Annotated in this window: 16 protein-coding genes and 1 tRNA gene; 12 read left to right on the top strand and 5 right to left on the bottom strand. The window is 64.5% G+C overall.

The genetic code is table 11. The features are described from left to right. Nucleotides 1–115: 115 nt before the first annotated feature. The 6 genes from pstC to phoR all read left to right on the top strand — a co-directional run bounded on the left by pstC (nucleotide 116) and on the right by phoR (nucleotide 5,752). The gene (gene pstC, locus FAZ69_RS29205) at nucleotides 116–1,102 is read left to right on the top strand and encodes a phosphate ABC transporter permease PstC (RefSeq protein WP_136898572.1); all 987 of its coding nucleotides are present in this window, start codon (nucleotides 116–118) and stop codon (nucleotides 1,100–1,102) included. Next, nucleotides 1,102–1,998 carry a phosphate ABC transporter permease PstA gene (gene pstA, locus FAZ69_RS29200; protein WP_136898571.1) on the top strand — a complete coding sequence of 299 codons (897 nt, stop codon included), beginning with the start codon at nucleotides 1,102–1,104 and terminating at the stop codon, nucleotides 1,996–1,998. Before pstC ends, pstA begins: the two co-directional genes overlap by 1 nt. 15 nt (nucleotides 1,999–2,013) lie before the next feature. After that, nucleotides 2,014–2,862, top strand: a complete 849-nt coding sequence (pstB, locus tag FAZ69_RS29195; RefSeq protein WP_136898570.1) for a phosphate ABC transporter ATP-binding protein PstB — start codon at nucleotides 2,014–2,016, stop codon at nucleotides 2,860–2,862. Nucleotides 2,863–2,890: 28 nt separating this feature from the next. After that, nucleotides 2,891–3,595 carry a phosphate signaling complex protein PhoU gene (gene phoU / locus FAZ69_RS29190; RefSeq protein ID WP_136898569.1) on the top strand — a complete coding sequence of 235 codons (705 nt, stop codon included), beginning with the start codon at nucleotides 2,891–2,893 and terminating at the stop codon, nucleotides 3,593–3,595. Nucleotides 3,596–3,613: 18 nt separating this feature from the next. Then, entirely contained in the window at nucleotides 3,614–4,315 is a 702-nt protein-coding gene (phoB, locus tag FAZ69_RS29185) for a phosphate regulon transcriptional regulator PhoB (protein ID WP_136898568.1), read from the top strand. A gap of 120 nt (nucleotides 4,316–4,435) precedes the next feature. Next, complete coding sequence (phoR, locus tag FAZ69_RS29180) at nucleotides 4,436–5,752, top strand: phosphate regulon sensor histidine kinase PhoR (RefSeq protein ID WP_136898567.1); 1,317 nt, start codon at nucleotides 4,436–4,438, stop codon at nucleotides 5,750–5,752. A 31-nt stretch (nucleotides 5,753–5,783) separates the two neighbouring features. Here phoR and ppk1 read toward each other — a convergent pair whose 3' ends face one another. Then, nucleotides 5,784–7,847 carry a polyphosphate kinase 1 gene (gene ppk1 / locus FAZ69_RS29175; protein ID WP_136898566.1) on the bottom strand — a complete coding sequence of 688 codons (2,064 nt, stop codon included), beginning with the start codon at nucleotides 7,845–7,847 and terminating at the stop codon, nucleotides 5,784–5,786. Nucleotides 7,848–8,047: 200 nt separating this feature from the next. Here ppk1 and ppx point away from each other — a divergent pair, with 200 nt between their 5' ends. Continuing rightward, nucleotides 8,048–9,637 (top strand): exopolyphosphatase, encoded by a 1,590-nt coding sequence (gene ppx, locus FAZ69_RS29170; RefSeq protein WP_136898565.1) that lies wholly within the window; start codon nucleotides 8,048–8,050, stop codon nucleotides 9,635–9,637. A gap of 109 nt (nucleotides 9,638–9,746) precedes the next feature. On the opposite strand, the gene FAZ69_RS29165 is transcribed toward ppx, so the two are convergent. Next, nucleotides 9,747–10,568, bottom strand: a complete 822-nt coding sequence (locus FAZ69_RS29165; protein ID WP_136898564.1) for a GNAT family N-acetyltransferase — start codon at nucleotides 10,566–10,568, stop codon at nucleotides 9,747–9,749. A 121-nt stretch (nucleotides 10,569–10,689) separates the two neighbouring features. After that, on the bottom strand, nucleotides 10,690–11,151 hold the full coding sequence (locus tag FAZ69_RS29160; protein ID WP_169708803.1) for a SixA phosphatase family protein: 462 nt from the start codon (nucleotides 11,149–11,151) through the stop codon (nucleotides 10,690–10,692). A gap of 153 nt (nucleotides 11,152–11,304) precedes the next feature. Between FAZ69_RS29160 and FAZ69_RS29155 the strand changes: the two genes are divergently transcribed. The 4 genes from FAZ69_RS29155 (at nucleotide 11,305) to FAZ69_RS29140 (ending at nucleotide 14,265) form a co-directional block, all read left to right on the top strand. Next, a tRNA-Pro gene (locus tag FAZ69_RS29155) sits at nucleotides 11,305–11,381 on the top strand. A gap of 285 nt (nucleotides 11,382–11,666) precedes the next feature. Next, nucleotides 11,667–12,278 (top strand): cytochrome b, encoded by a 612-nt coding sequence (locus FAZ69_RS29150; protein WP_136898562.1) that lies wholly within the window; start codon nucleotides 11,667–11,669, stop codon nucleotides 12,276–12,278. A 74-nt stretch (nucleotides 12,279–12,352) separates the two neighbouring features. Next, nucleotides 12,353–13,792, top strand: a complete 1,440-nt coding sequence (locus tag FAZ69_RS29145) for a glycosyltransferase family 2 protein (protein WP_136898594.1) — start codon at nucleotides 12,353–12,355, stop codon at nucleotides 13,790–13,792. A 182-nt stretch (nucleotides 13,793–13,974) separates the two neighbouring features. Continuing rightward, nucleotides 13,975–14,265, top strand: coding sequence for a hypothetical protein (locus tag FAZ69_RS29140; protein WP_136898561.1), 291 nt, complete (start codon nucleotides 13,975–13,977; stop codon nucleotides 14,263–14,265). Between the two features lie 95 nt (nucleotides 14,266–14,360). Here FAZ69_RS29140 and FAZ69_RS29135 read toward each other — a convergent pair whose 3' ends face one another. Further along, nucleotides 14,361–15,350, bottom strand: a complete 990-nt coding sequence (locus FAZ69_RS29135; protein ID WP_136898560.1) for a sulfonate ABC transporter substrate-binding protein — start codon at nucleotides 15,348–15,350, stop codon at nucleotides 14,361–14,363. Between the two features lie 271 nt (nucleotides 15,351–15,621). Beyond that, the gene (locus FAZ69_RS33470; protein ID WP_169708799.1) at nucleotides 15,622–15,792 is read right to left on the bottom strand and encodes a hypothetical protein; all 171 of its coding nucleotides are present in this window, start codon (nucleotides 15,790–15,792) and stop codon (nucleotides 15,622–15,624) included. 200 nt (nucleotides 15,793–15,992) lie between these two features. Between FAZ69_RS33470 and FAZ69_RS33465 the strand changes: the two genes are divergently transcribed. Continuing rightward, nucleotides 15,993–16,154 (top strand): hypothetical protein, encoded by a 162-nt coding sequence (locus tag FAZ69_RS33465; protein ID WP_169708798.1) that lies wholly within the window; start codon nucleotides 15,993–15,995, stop codon nucleotides 16,152–16,154.

The following is a 16,154-nucleotide window of genomic DNA, read 5'->3' as shown; positions in this document are numbered from 1 at the left end:
AGTTGAACCGGCGCCGCGGCATATCGTGATCCGCCGCCCAGTTCTCGCAAGAGACTGGGCGGCTTGCGGTATCGGCCGCACGGCACGCGCCGCGCGGCATCAGGAAACAGGTCAAATGTCCGACATCAACCTCGCGTCGACGCAGCCTGCCAGCCAGGGTGTGCAGCGCGCGCCAAGTCCGGCCGGCGACATTCTCTTCGGCGGCCTTACCCGTCTTTCGGCGATCGTGACCTTGTTGCTGCTCGGCGGCATCATCGTGTCGCTGATCATCGCGTCGCTCCCCACCATCCATAAGTTCGGCCTCGCCTTCTTGTGGACCTCCGACTGGGATCCTCCCAGCGACACCTTCGGCGCGCTCGTACCCATCTACGGGACGATTGCGACGTCGATCATTGCGCTTATCATCGCGGTGCCCGTCAGCTTCGGCATCGCGCTCTTCCTGACCGAGCTCTCGCCCGCCTGGCTGCGCCGGCCGCTCGGCATCGCGATCGAGCTGCTCGCGGCGATTCCGTCGATCGTGTATGGCATGTGGGGCCTGCTCGTGTTCGCGCCGATCTTCGCGCAGTACTTCGAGAAGCCGATCGGCCACGTGCTCGGGCCGATTCCGGTCTTGGGCGCGCTCTTTCAGGGCGCGCCGATCGGCATCGGCATCCTGTGCGCGGGCGTGATTCTCGCGATCATGATCATTCCGTACATCGCCTCGGTGATGCGCGACGTGTTCGAAGTGACGCCGGTGCTCCTGAAGGAGTCCGCCTATGGAATCGGCTGCACGACCTGGGAAGTGATGTGGAAGATCGTGCTGCCGTTCACCAAGACCGGTGTGATCGGCGGCGTGATGCTGGGTCTCGGCCGCGCGCTCGGCGAGACGATGGCCGTCACGTTCGTGATCGGCAATACGAACCTGCTCGATAACGTGTCGCTCTTCTCGCCCGGCAACAGCATCACCTCGGCGCTCGCCAACGAGTTCGCCGAAGCGAGCCCGGGCCTGCATACCTCGGCGCTGATGGAGCTCGGCTTGATCCTCTTCGTGATTACGTTCATCGTGCTGGCGATCTCGAAGCTGATGCTTCTGCGCCTCGAAAAGAGCGAGGGGGCGAAATAATGAACCAGCCGACTCTCAAGATGCCGGGCTCGGCGAGCCCGGAGCAGCTCGAAGCGGTGCGCAACCGCCTGCAGAAACGGCGCCGCGCGACCAACGCCGTCGCGCTCGCGGCGTCGCTTGGGGCGATGGCCTTCGGCCTCCTCTGGCTCGTGTGGATTCTCTACACGACGCTGCGCCTCGGCGTCGGCGGCCTGTCGGTCGAGCTCTTCACGCAATCCACGCCGCCGCCCAACACCGACGGCGGCGGTCTCGCCAATGCGATCGTCGGCAGCCTGATGCTCGTCGTGATCGCGACCTTCGTCGGCACGCCGATCGGCATCCTCGCGGGCGTCTACCTTGCCGAATATGGGCAGAAGGGGTGGCTTGCGAACATCACGCGCTTCATCAACGACATCCTGCTGTCGGCGCCGTCGATCGTCGTCGGCCTGTTCGTCTATGCGATCGTCGTCGCGAAGATGGGCAACTTCAGCGGCTGGGCCGGCGTGATCGCGCTCGCGCTCCTGCAGATCCCGATCGTCATCCGCACGACCGAGAACATGCTGAAGCTCGTGCCGAATGCGCTGCGCGAAGCGGCGTTCGCGCTCGGCACGCCGAAATGGAAGATGATCCTGTCGATCACGCTGAAGGCGTCGATAGGCGGCATCGTGACGGGCGTGCTGCTCGCGGTCGCGCGGATCGCAGGCGAAACGGCGCCGCTGCTCTTCACGGCGCTGTCGAACCAGTTCTTCTCGCTGAACCTGAATCAGCCGATCGCGAACCTGCCGGTCACGATCTACAAGTTCGCCATGAGCCCGTTCGCCCAGTGGCAGTCGCTGGCGTGGGCCGGCGTGTTCCTCATTACACTCGGCGTGCTGGGATTGAACATCCTCGCGCGTGCGATGTTTTCGAAAAAGTAACGGCGGAGCGATCCGATGAATATGGCAGAGAGCCACCTGAACCCCATCGAGCGCGCCACGGCGCCGGCCGGTTTCGACAACGCCGCCGACGGTCGTCCGCTCGCCCCGATCACGCCGAAGATCGAAGTCAAGGACCTGAACTTCTTCTACGGCAAGTACCACGCGCTGAAGAACATCAACCTGCACATTCCGGAAGGGAAGGTGACGGCGTTCATCGGCCCGTCGGGCTGCGGCAAGTCCACGTTGCTGCGCACGTTCAACAAGATGTACGCGCTCTACCCGGAACAGCGGGCCGAGGGTGCGATCGTGATGGACGGCGAGAACCTGCTGACGACCAAGCAGGACATCTCGCTTTTGCGCGCGCGCATCGGCATGGTGTTCCAGAAGCCGACGCCGTTCCCGATGTCGATCTACGACAACATCGCATTCGGCGTGAAGATGTTCGAGACGCTGCCGCGCTCGGAGATGGATGATCGCGTGGAGTGGGCGCTGACCAAGGCGGCGCTGTGGAACGAAGTGAAGGACAAGCTCGGCCAGAGCGGCTACGGCCTCTCGGGCGGCCAGCAGCAGCGTCTGTGCATCGCGCGCGGCATTGCGATTCGTCCCGAAGTGCTGCTGCTCGACGAGCCGTGCTCGGCGCTCGACCCGATCTCGACGGGCCGCATCGAAGAACTGATCGCGGAGCTGAAGAGCGACTACACGGTCGTGATCGTGACGCACAACATGCAGCAGGCGGCGCGTTGTTCGGACTACACTGCCTATATGTACCTCGGTGAACTGATCGAGTTCGGCGATACGGAAAAGATCTTCATCAAGCCGGTCCGCAAGGAAACCGAGGATTACATTACCGGCCGCTTCGGCTGAGCAACAAACAAGACTGCGGGAGCTCATCATGTCCGATAAACACCTGTCGAGCCAGTTCGACGCCGACCTGAACCTCGTTTCGTCGAAGGTGCTCGAAATGGGCGGCCTCATCGAATCGCAGATCACCCACGCGATGCAAGCCCTCAACGAGTTCGACGTCGAGGTTGCGGATCGGGTGATCGCCGCGGAAGACCGCGTGAATACGATGGAAGTCGAGATCGACGAAGAGTGCAGCAACATCATCGCGCGCCGCCAGCCGGCCGCGCGCGATTTGCGCCTCTTGCTCGCGATCTCGAAGACGATCACCAACCTCGAGCGCGCCGGCGACGAAGCCGAGAAGATCGCCAAGCGCGTGAAGCGCCTGACTGAAGACGGCGCGTCGCGCACGGTCAACATCGCCGAGATCAAGCTGTCGGGCGACATGGCTGTGTCGATCCTGCGCCGCGCGCTCGACGCGTTCGCGCGCCTCGACACCGTGGCCGCTGCGCAGATCGTGCGCGACGACAAGGCGATCGACGAGGAATTCCGCGCTTTCGTGCGCAAGCTCGTCACCTACATGATGGAAGACCCGCGCACGATCTCGGCGGGGCTCGAGTTCCTGTTCATCGCCAAGGCGATCGAGCGGATCGGCGATCACGCGAAGAACATCGCCGAGTTCATCATTTATATCGTGAAGGGCACCGACGTGCGGCACAAGTCGCGCGACACGCTCGAACGTGAAGCTCTCAGCTAAAAAGGTCCAGAGGTGCCGATGCCCAGCAGCATTCTCGTCATTGAAGATGAGCCCGCGATTTCCGAACTGATTTCGGTCAATCTTCAGCATGCGGGACATTGCGCGATCCGCGCGTACAACGCCGAGCAGGCGCAGACCCTGATCAGCGACGTGCTGCCTGATCTCGTCCTGCTCGACTGGATGTTGCCGGGCAAATCGGGCATAGCGTTCGCACGCGATCTGCGCAACAACGAGCGCACGAAGCACATCCCGATCATCATGCTGACCGCGCGCGGCGATGAGCAGGACAAGGTGCTCGGCCTCGAGATCGGCGCCGACGACTACGTCACCAAGCCGTTCTCGCCGAAGGAACTGATGGCGCGCATCAAGGCGGTGTTGCGCCGCCGCGCGCCGCAGCTGACCGAGGACGTCGTCGCAATCAACGGGCTGAAGCTCGATCCGGCCACGCATCGCGTCGCCGCGCACGCGGACGGCAGCGAGATCAAGCTCGATCTCGGCCCGACCGAATTCCGCTTGCTCCATTTCTTCATGACCCATCCGGAGCGCGTGCACAGCCGCACGCAGTTGCTCGACCAGGTGTGGGGCGATCACGTGTTCGTCGAGGAGCGCACTGTCGACGTTCACATCAAGCGCTTGCGCGCGGCGCTCAAGCCCGCCGGCTGCGATGCTATGATCGAGACCGTGCGCGGCAGCGGCTACCGGCTCGCAAAGAGCGCCTGAACGCACTGCCTTGCGTCGATTCGAGCCGTCGGCAACGCGTAAGCCGGCGGCTGTTTCATCCGCAGTGATATCCCGTCACGGCGTGCGCATGTTTCTTTCGATCGCAGGATTCCTTCACACATGAACATCATCTGGGCGCGCTCCATTGTGTCGCTCGTGTTGCTTGCTGTTCTGTGCGTGGCGCTCGGCGCATTCGCCGGCGTCAAGGCGGCGTTGATTCTCGCGGTTGTCGTGCTGGTCGCGCAGGGCATGTTCGCGCTCTATCACACGCAGCGCCTGTGGCGCCTGCTCGATGCGCCGGTGTACGGCGAAGTGCCGAGCGCGCCCGGCGTCTGGGGAGAGATCTACTACCGGCTGCACAAGCTCGCGAAGCGCTGGCACGCGCAGGTGCGGCAGGTCGAGCAACAGCACTCGCGTTTCATCCAGGCGATCCAAGCGTCGCCGAACGGCGTCGCGATGCTCGACGACCACGACCAGATCGAATGGTGCAACGAGATCTCCGAGCAGCATTTCGGGCTCGATGCGAAGCGCGATTTGCGCCAGCACGTCACGCATCTGGTGCGCCGTCCCGAGTTCGTCCGCTATCTGAATTCGCAACGGTACGAAGAAATGCTCATCATGCGCGGCATGGGCGAGAAGCGCCAGAACGTGCTGTCGGTGCAGGTGTTTCCGTATGGCGAGAACCGCAAGCTCGTGCTGTCGCAGGACATCACGGAGCTGGAGCGGACCGATTCGATGCGGCGCGACTTCGTCGCGAACGTCTCGCACGAGTTGAAGACGCCGCTTACCGTGCTGTCGGGTTTTCTCGAGACGATGCGCGAGCTGCCACTCGCCGAAGACGAGCGCGCACGCTATCTCGAGCTGATGGAGCAGCAGGCTTCGCGCATGCGGCATATCGTCGACGACCTGCTCGTGCTCGCCAAGCTCGAAGGCGACAACAAGCCTCCCAGCGATCAACTGATCGACATGGGCTCGGTGGTGCGGCATTTGCGCGAGGACGCGGCGACGCTCTCCGGCGAGCGGCACCGGATCACGTTCGACGTCGACGAGACGCTGACCGTCAAGGGCGTCGAGACGGAGATCCTGAGTGCGCTCGGCAATCTCGTCATCAATGCGATCCGCTATACGCCGGACGGCGGCGCGATCCATATTCACTGGCGGATCGTCGGCGCCAACGCGGTCTTCTCGGTGACGGACAGCGGCTTCGGCATTCCCGCGGCGGACATTCCGCGTTTGACGGAGCGCTTCTATCGCGTCGACCGCAGCCGCTCGCGCGACACGGGCGGCACGGGGCTCGGTCTCGCGATTGTCAAGCACGTGCTGCAACGGCACGATGCGGTGCTCGATGTGAAGAGCGAGGAAGGGCGCGGCAGCACGTTCACGGTGCGGTTCCCGCAACAGCGCTCGATTCGCCAGCAGGCAACGCACGCGGCGTAAGCGCGGCCTGCAGGCCGCGCCGGCCTTTACCCTATGAACAGAACTTGGCGAGCAGGTTGAGCTGCGAGTTGCGGATCGACTTGCCGGGACGGCGGCGCCGGTAGTGCCCATCGCTTTGCATGAGCCACGCGCACTGGTTGTCGCCGAGGAATGCCGACAAGCCTTCGGCGATCACGCGGCGCTTCAGGCGCCGGTTCTTGATCGGAAACGCCACTTCGACGCGCCGGAAGAAATTGCGGTCCATCCAGTCGGCGCTCGACAGATAGACGTTTTCGGCGCCGTCCGCGTAGAAATAGAAGATCCGGTGATGCTCGAGAAAGCGCCCGACGATCGAGCGCACGGTGATGTTTTCCGAGAGCCCGGCCACGCCCGGCTGCAGCGAGCACACGCCGCGCACGATCAGATCGATCTTCACGCCCGCTTGCGACGCTTCGTAGAGCTCCGCGATGACGGTCGGCTCGAGCAGCGCATTCATCTTCGCGACGATGCGCGCCTTCTTGCCGGCGCGCGCGTGTTCCGCTTCGGCGCGGATCGCTTCGACGAGCCGCGGGTGCAGCGTGAACGGCGACTGCCACAGCTCATGCAGCGCAAGCTCGCCGCCGATGCCCGTCAACTGCTGGAACACGTGATGCACGTCCTCGCAGATCTTCTGGTCGGCGGTCATCAGGCCGTAGTCGGTGTACAGACGCGCCGTGCGCGGATGGTAGTTGCCGGTGCCGAGGTGCGCGTAGCGCTTGAGCACCGATTTGCCGCCGGCGGTCACGCGCCGCACGATCAGCATCATCTTCGCGTGGCACTTGTGGCCGACCACGCCGTACACCACGTGCGCGCCCACGGCTTCGAGCTGCGCGGCCCAATTGATGTTGGTCTCCTCGTCGAAGCGCGCCAGCAATTCGACCACCACCGTCACTTCCTTGCCGTTGCGCGCAGCCTGCATCAGCGCGTCCATCAGCGGCGAATCGGTGCCGGTGCGGTAGATGGTCTGCTTGATCGCGACCACGTTGGGGTCCTTGGCGGCCTGCAGCAGCAACTCCAGCACCGGCTGGAAGCTCTCGTACGGGTGGTGCAGCAGGACGTCGCCCCGGTCGATCACATCGAAGAGATTCGGCGAATTGGCGATCGACGAGGGAATCGCCGGAATGTGCGGTACGAACTTGAGATCGGGCCGGTCGACCATCTCGGGCAGCTGCATGAGCCGCACGAGATTCACGGGGCCATCGACGCGATAACAGTCCTTCTCGGTGAGGCCGCTCTCGTCGAGCAGACGTTTGACGAGATAGGGCGGGGTTTCCGCCGACACTTCGAGCCGCACCGCGTTGCCGAGATGGCGCGCGGGCAACTCGCCCTGCAGCGCGACGCGCAGGTTCGTGATTTCGTCCTCGTCGACGAACAGCTCGCTGTTGCGCGTGATGCGGAACTGGTTGCAGCTGCGCACGACGAGGTTGGGGAACAGTTCGTTGACGAAGCGCTGCATCAGCGAGCTCAGCAGCACGAAGCCGTGCGCGAAGCCCGAGAGCTCCTGCGGCATGCGCACGAGGCGCGGCAGCGCCCGCGGCGCTTGCACGATGCCCATCACTGCCTGGCGGCCGAAGGCGTCCTTGCCTTCGAGCTCGATCGCGAAGTTCAGGCTCTTGTTCAGCACGCGCGGGAACGGGTGTGCAGGATCGAGGCCGATCGGGGTCAGCACCGGCAGCAGCTCGTTGAAGAAGTAGTGGCGCGCCCATTCGGTCTGCGCCTCGTTCCACATGTCGGTGCCGTGGAAGTAGATGCCTTCCTGCTCGAGGGCGGGCAGCACGGTGTCGTGCAGCATCGCGTACTGACGGTGCACGAGCTTTTGCGCACGCTCGACGACGAGGTCGTAGACGTGCTGCAGCGACATGCCGTCAGGCGACAGCGAGCCGGGGTTGTCGCGCATCTGCTCCTGGAGCCCGGCCATGCGGACTTCGAAGAATTCGTCGAGGTTGCTGCTCGTGATGCAGATGAAGCGCAGGCGCTCGAGGAGCGGGACGGAAGGGTCAGCGGCCTGGGCGAGCACGCGCTCGTTGAAGCCCAGGATGCCCAGTTCGCGGTTCAGAAGCGGGTAGCGCTGGGCCATCGGCTGGGATAGGGAGGGTTCGGATGGGGTTTCGAAAATTCGCTCGGAGGGTCTCAAAATTGGGTGACAGTGTCGTGACGTACGCGTTGTCATCAATTCTACGCGGTATTTCATCTAATTTGAGACAGTGAGGTCGGTATCGGACGTGCGCTGTTCATCGGGTTGTCAATGAATGGCACTGCGAGGGCTCTATGCTTAAAATGGCGTCTTTGAACCGCGCTACTGCCCCCATCTCGCGGGCAAAATCGCGTTCGCGAACGGAGCCTCTTCACCCGATGGTCACAACACCACATCTTCTGGCTTCCGTCGATCTCGGCTCGAACAGCTTCCGGCTCATCGTCGGACGTGTCGAGGAGACCCCAGCCGGCAGCCAGATCTACCAAGTCGATGCACTGCGCGAGCCGGTCCGGCTTGCTGCGGGTTTGTCGGCGGAAAAGATGCTCGATCGCGCATCGCAGGTGCGCGCATGGGACGCACTCAAGCGCTTCGGCGAGCGCCTGCGCGATTTTCATCCCGACCACGTGCGCGCCGTCGCCACCAACACGCTGCGCGTGGCGAAGAACGCGCGCGAGTTTCTCGTCGAAGCCGAAGCGGCGCTGGGCTTTCCGATCGAAGTGATCGCGGGCCGCGAAGAGGCGCGCCTCATCTACGCCGGAGCCGCGCATTCGGTGCCGGCGATCTCGGGCAAGCGGCTCGTCGTCGACATCGGCGGCGGCTCGACCGAGTTCATCATCGGCTCGCATTACACGCCGCTCATCATGGAGAGTCTCTATATCGGCTGCGTGAGCCACAGCCGCGCGTTTTTCCCGGCGGGCAACGTCGACGAGTACACGATGCGGCAGGCCGAGCTCGCCGCCAAGCGCGAAATCCAGATCATCTCGCGCGAGTACAAGCAGACCGGCTGGGACCAGGCGATCGGCTCATCGGGCACGGCGCGCGCGCTGGCCGAGCTGGTCGAGGCGAACGGCTTCAACGACCCCGGCATCACGCACGGCATCTCGCGCGGCGGCCTCGAGCGGCTCAAACGCGCGCTCATCAAGGCCGAGAACGTCAACCGCCTCAAGCTCATCGCGCTCAAGCCGGACCGCGTGCCGGTGCTGGCGGGCGGCTTGTCGATCATGCTGGCCGTGTTCGAGGAGCTTGGCGTCGATTACGTCGACACCACGGACGGCGCGTTGCGCCTGGGTGTCCTCTACGACCTGCTGGGGCGTTCGCAGCACGAGGACATGCGCGCGGTGACGGTCGAGGGCTTCATGCGGCGCTATGGCGTCGATCGGCCGCAAGCCGACCGCATCCGCGACCTGGCCGTCGCCTTCTACAACCAGCTCGGCGAGCCCGATCAGGAAACCGCCGAGGAAAACCGGATGTTCGTCGGCTGGGCGGCCTCGCTGCACGAGATCGGGCTGTCGATTTCGCACAGCGCCTATCACAAGCACTCGGCCTACATCGCCAGCAACGCCGACATGCCTGGCTTCTCGCGCACCGACCAGGCGCGGCTCGCCGCGCTCGTGCTCGGCCACGCGGGCAAGCTCGGCAAGCTGTCGCAATCGCGCGACGTCGAATGGCCGCTGCTGTTCTGCCTGCGGCTCGCGGCGTTGCTGTGCCGCCGGCGCACCGATGTCGGCCTGCCGGGGATTCTCGTCTCGCAGGCGAACGGCGGCTATGAGGTAAGGGTGCCGAACGAGTGGGTCGCGAACAATCCGCTGACCGACTACAGCCTGATCCAGGAAGCGGCGGAATGGGAGAAGGTTGGCATTCCGTATCGTGTGGTTTATACGGACGAGCAATGAGGCAGTGACTTTACGCTGCGGTAGCAGCGACCCCAAAAAGAGAAGCCCGATTGGCGTTACCGCAATCGGGCTTTTTCTTGCGTCTTGCTTGCGTCCTGCGCGCGGAACGTCAGCGCGCGGCTACCGTGTCGCCGAGGAAGTGGCGGGCGTAGCGCGCGTTGATGTCCGACAGGCGGAACAGCGTCAGGAAATCGGCGCAGTTGAAGTCGGGATCCCAGGCCGGCGCGCCGCAGATCTTCGCGCCGAGACGCAGGTAGCCCTTGATCAGCAGCGGCGGGGCGACCGTCGCGCCGGTTTGCAGCTCTTCGACCGGCAGCGGCGTGTGCGGGAACGCGCGGTATTCCGGCGCCGTCAGCGCCTGGTCGCGCAACGAGGCATAGAGGTTGGCCGCGAAGTGGCCGCCGTCGGCCATCGGCACGCTCGCGCAGCCGAGCATCGTCTCGTAGCCGTTTTGCGTCATGTACGCGCCGAGACCGCCCCACAGCGACATGATCACCGCACCGCTGCGGTAGTCCGGGTGCACGCACGAGCGGCCGACTTCGACCATCTTCGAGCGCAAGTGCGTGAGGCGCGACAGATCGAACTCGCCTTCCGCGTAGAGGCGGCCGATGCGGGCGGCCTGGTGCGGCGGCAGCACGCGATAGGTGCCGACCACTTTGAGCGTGTCGAGATCGCGCACGAGCAGATGGTCGCAGTAGGCGTCGAACGAATCGACGTCAAGGCCGGCGGGACCGGCGACTTGCGCGCCCATTTCGTCGGCGAAGACGCGGTAGCGCAGCCGCTGGGCTTCGCGCAGCTCCTCCTCGGTACGCGCCCAGGCCACTTGCAGACGGTGCTGCGCGGTGACGGTTTCCTCGGCGCGCGGCAGGCGGCGGCGGGAATCGAGGGAAATCGAGACGAGGGACAGGTCAGGCGTCGGCAGTTCTCGCATGAGTCTTCCTGATCGAGATTGGTGGGATGCAACGTTCCCGCCAATGTAGTAACCAGGGATGACTTTTACGTGGCAAATCCGTGTCCATGGGATGACAAGTTGTAATCCCGACACACCCGTTTCACGCAAGGTCCGGTGTTATGACAGCACGCACGATGACCTGGTCGTCGCCGTTGCGCTCGCGCTTGTAGAGCCACCAGAGGCCGCCTTTCTTGAGCGCCAATTCGGTTTCCTGGCCGGTGAGCAGGAACGACGCCACGCGTCCGAGCGTAGGCTGGTGGCCGACGACGACGACCGTCGGCGCGACACCGTCGGGCCAGCCCGCGGCTTCGAGCACGTCGCTCACGCTGGCGCCCGGCGCGATCTCCTTCACGACGCGGTATTGGTCGGTAAGGGGTTCGACGGTCTGCACCGTGCGGGCGGCCGGGCTGACGAGGATCACGGCGTCGGGCTCGAGACGGCTGCGTAGCCATTTGGCGACGGCGAGCGCCTGTTTGCGTCCGCGCGGCGTGAGCTGGCGGGCGAGATCGCTCGAGGCGGTGTCTTCGGCTTCTGCGTGGCGCCACAGGATGAGATTCATGATCGTCTCCGTTTGCTTGCGTTGCCATATCCAGTGCGCTGCGCTGCGCGGACCAGGGATGGATGGGCAGAGACTATATCGGTCGATGGGCGGGCAGTGAAGGCGGAATTTGCGATTGACCGATGATAGCTGTGCGCGATAGAATCGCCGATTCGTCGGAGCGTAGCGCAGCCTGGTAGCGCATCTGATTTGGGATCAGAGGGTCGTAGGTTCGAATCCTATCGCTCCGACCAACGAATTCAAGGACTTACGAGCTCACGCCGTAAGTCCTTTTTCTTTTTCCAGCCGTCGCTCGTGATTTGACGGCGGACCCGGGCCGGGTTCGGCTCTCCCGGCGCGTCGCTCCTCTACGTTCTTCGCCTGTCGCGCATTTCCTTCGGGGCTTCGCTCTGCGCGTAATTTATCCAGGGAATAAACTACGCCGTCTCCCTGTTTTGGGTATACGCGAGCGGCGGCAAACGCGCTGCACGCGACGCTACTCGATGTTTTGAAGACAGCCAACGCCAGATCAGCCACCGATGACCACGCCAGCAGAAATCCCCGCCTCCCCGCCGGGCTCGCCACATAGAGCCGAGCCTGCTTCACGTTACAGCCGTACGGCGATGATTCTCCACTGGCTGATCGCCGTGGGCATCATCGGTAACGTCGCGCTCGCCCTCTCTGTCGATTTACTCCCCGACGACTGGATCCGCCCCGTCATCGACACGCACAAGTCGATCGGCATCACCGTGCTCGGCCTCGTGCTGCTGCGCATCCTGTGGCGCGCCGGACATCGGCCGCCGCCGCTGCCGAAGGCGTTTCCCGCGTGGGAACGCGCGAGCGCCCATGCCGCGCATCTGTTGCTCTATGTGTTGATGATCGGCCTGCCGCTATCGGGCTGGTTGCACGATTCGGCGTGGAAGGACGCGGCGACGCATCCGCTGGTGTTGTTCCACCTCGTGCCGTGGCCGCGCTTCAGTTCCGTCATGAATCTCGATCCGGCGTTCAAGGAGCATCTGCACGACGTGTTCGGCGCCGTGCACACTTGGTTCGGCTACGTGCTTTACGCAGTGCTCGCGCTGCACATCGGCGGGGCGCTCAAGCATGAGCTGATCGACCGTGAATCCGTCTTGCGCCGGATGCTGCCATGAGCTCGCCTACGCATCCGGCCTTCGCGCCGAAGCGGCAGCGTACGCCGCACGCCAACCCGCGCAAGCGTGCGGGCATGGAGCCCGAGGCGCTCGACGAAGCCTTCGCGCGCATGTCGCCGCGCATGTCGCCGCGCGGCACATCGCCGGCCAGCGTGCTGATTCACGGCGGCGTGCTCATCCTGTGGATCACGCTCTTTGCGCGTGCGTTCATGCTGCATGGCGTGGTGGCGTGGTCGGTCGGCATCGCCTACGTGATCTACGACACGCTGCTGCTGGGTTTTGTCACGTTCAAGACCTTGCCGCTGCTCAAGCGCCGGCCAGACGCGCCGGGCGATGCGCCGTTGCCGACGCTCGGCGTCGTGGTGGCGTCCTACAACGAAGCGGCGGTGCTGCCGGTGACGCTCAAGGGCCTGCTCGAGCAGACCGTCGCGCCGGCGCAGATCGTCATCGCCGATGACGGCTCGACCGATGGCACCGCCGCCTTGCTCGCCGGCGAATACGGCCTGGTCCAGCCCGAGGAAGGGCAATTGAGCGCGCCAAGCGGGACATATCCGTCGCTGCGCTGGCTGCGCGTGCCGCATGGCGGCAAGGCGCGCGCGCTGAACGCCGCGATCACGGCGCTCGACACCGGCGCCGTGCTGACCGTTGACGCTGACACGCGCGTCGCGCCCGACGCGTGCGCCGCGATGTGCCGGGCGTTCGCGGCCGAGCCGGAGCTGGTTGCGGCGACGGGCATTCTCACGCCGCTGTGCGCGAAGGACGCGACCGGCCGCTTCTTCCAGTGGTTCCAGACCTACGAGTACATCCGCAACTTCATCTCGCGCTTTGCGTGGATGAGCGCGGACAGCTTGCTGCTGGTGTCGGGCGCTTTCGCGTGCTTTAGGCGCGACGCGCTCTTGAAGGTCGGCGGCTTCGATCCGCAGTGCCTCGTCGAAGACTACGAGCTGATCCATCGCCTGCGCCGCTATGCGGTCGAGCACGGCCAGGACTGGCGCGTGCGCGTGATCGGCGACGCGCGCGCCCACACCGACGCGCCCGGCACGCTCGCGAGCTTCCTGCGTCAGCGGCGGCGCTGGTTCGCGGGTTTCCTGCAGACGCAATACTGGAATCGCGACATCACGGGCAATCGCCGCTACGGCGCGCTTGGCCTCTTGATGATGCCGGTCAAGGCGATCGATACGGTCCAGCCGATCTACGGGCTGACGGCGTTCGTGCTGCTGCTGATGTTTCTCTTCACCGGGCGGTTCGCGATTGCGCTGTCGGTGTCGGGCGTGATTCTCGCAAAGATCGTGGTGGATCTCGCGTTTCATCTCTGGTCAGTGCATCTGTACCGGCGCTGGACGGCCGATCGTCAAGGCTCGCATTTGTCGATGGCGATTCTGGCGGCGCTCGCCGAGCCTTTCTCTTTCCAACTCTTACGGCATATGGGGGCGGCGCTCGGCTGGCTGCATTTCCTGAGCGGACGCCGGAGCTGGGGCGCGCAGCAGCGCACGGGGCTCATTGCCAACGAGTGAGGCGGCGCAGGCGCGTCATGAATGGCGCGCGAGTATAGGATTTCTCCTATGGCTCGGATTTGGCGGTTGGATATATAAATTGGGCTTTCGGGCGGGCGCGGCAGCGCCCGTCATTGTTTTCCGATGCTTGCGCGAATGCAGGCCGCACGACAGAATCGCCCAACTCCAACCGCTGTTCGCCGATGAGAATCTATACCGCGCTCTCCATTACTTTGCTGCTGTGCAGCTGTACCAGCGTCTCCCCGATCCAGCGGGACGCTCGCGAGCGCTACTCGGTGACGGCCAGGACCAGCAACCCGATCGTTTCCTGGCGTCATTTGATGAACGTGAGCATTGGGCACGCGGCGGAGTTCTGCGAGCAGGAGGATAAGGCCATGCACCAGGTCGATATCGGCACCTTTGGCGTGCGCGGATTCAGCCCGCGCGAAGCCGACCTGCGCTTCGAGTGCGTGCCGCGCTGGCAGCAGCAGTGATTCGCGGGACGGCTTGTCAATGGCTCTCCGGTTGTTGATCGGTTGCATTCGCAACCGATCTTTTCCCAGTTCCAATCTTCAGACCATCGCCGCGCTCATGCTTTCCAGCGCGCGTCCGCCACGGTCAGCGGCTTCGGAATCAGCTTGAGGTCGTTGAACGTGTCGGCGATTTGCTGCTGGTAGGCGAGCGTCGCCTCCGTGATGCGCGTGACGCCGAACGTCGTGCGCTTGACCGCCAGCTCGATCGTCGCGCCGTCCAGACCCGTTTGCCCCACCAACAACCCCGCGACGTCGGCGAGATGCTGCGTGCTCCACGCATCGAGCGCGGCGATCTCGTCGAGCAGCGCGTTCACGATGGCCGGCTGCGCGCTCGCGTAGCTGCGCGTCGCGACGTAGTACTGGAGGTTCTTCACGAGCCCCGTGCCGTCGGTCAGCACGCGCGCGTTTTGCTGGCGCTCGATCGCGGCGAGGTACGGATCCCAGATCACCCACGCGTCGATGCTTCCCTGCGTGAACGCCGCGCGGGCATCGGACGGCGTGAGGTAGTTCGGCTGGATGTCGGTGTACTTGAGGCCGGCTTTTTCGAGCGCGCGCACGAGCAGGAAATGGACGTTCGAGCCGCGGTTGAGCGCAACGCGTTTGCTGCGCAGGTCGGCGACGGTCTTGACCGGCGAATCGTGCGGCACCACGATCGCCTCCGCGGCGGGGGCGGGCGGCTCGTTGCCGATGTAGACGAAATCGACGCCGCCCGCCTGCGCGAAGATCGGCGGCGTCTCGCCGACAGTGCCGACGTCGACCGCGCCGGCATTCAGTCCCTCGAGCAGTTGGGGGCCGGCCGGAAATTCGCGCCACTCCACCTTGACGCCGAGCGGCGCGAGCCGTTTCTCGAGCGTGCCGCGCGCTTTCAGCAGGATCAGCGTGCCGTACTTCTGGTAGCCGACGCGCAGTACCTTGCCGCTGTCGGCGCGCGCGGCGGCGAAGGGCGTGAGCGCACCGGCTCCCGCGATCACGGTGCCGGCAGCCGCCGCCAGCGATGCCTTCAGCAAGGCGCGCCGCTCGAGGCTAGAGGGGGTGTCGTGTTTCATCGTTCGGTGGTTTCGGGTGGGATGTCGAAAGCACCGAATCTACGGCGAGCCGGCCTCGCCGAAAACCAACGATTTCCGATATGGAATTACGAAACGCCGCTAAGCGCATGCGCGGCCGCCGCATCGAGGCGATGGCTTGCGCCGGCGGGTCCCGGCGCAAACCATTGCGCCCGGCGACTTTGCGTGCCAGCGCATGCGGCGTCGCGGCATGACGAAGAAGGGGTTGCAGGCCTGCGCCTGCAACCCCTGATGAGTTCGAGACGTTGCAACGTCAGTGCTTGCGCCGCCAATTGAGCATGTGATGCTCCGCGAGCCAGTGATGCACCATCCCTTCACCGTTGTGCTCGCGCTTGTACGACCGCGATTCGAAGATCGTCAGCGCCAATAGCACCAAGAGACCTACTCCGAGCCCGACCAGCCCAGCGATCGATTCAGCATCCATGGCAGTCTCCTTTTCGCGATTGCAGCCACTCGTACATAGTAGGACATGCGCGGGAAATTCGTGATCGCGTTCGATTTTGCGCAGTGCGCCGGCCGCTGTCGGCGCTTAGTAAGGGCGGGACCGTGGAAGCGAACCGCGCCGGTGTTTTCATTTAGACTTGCGCGTTCTTTTTCCCGTTCCTCACTGCTACGAGAGCCTTCATGACGCGCATCGCCATCGCAATTCTGCTCGCGGCGACACTCGCTGCGTGCGCCGACGCCCCGCATCACCACGCGCCGCCTCAAGACCCGCCGGACTATCACGGCGTGCCGACCGACGACCGGCCGCCGCCGATGGTCGATGGGCCGGTTGCGCCGCAATGA

Source organism: Trinickia terrae, from assembly GCF_005144415.1.
In the GTDB taxonomy this organism is placed as follows: domain Bacteria; phylum Pseudomonadota; class Gammaproteobacteria; order Burkholderiales; family Burkholderiaceae; genus Trinickia_A; species Trinickia_A terrae.
This window is presented reverse-complemented; position numbering and strand designations above follow the sequence as displayed.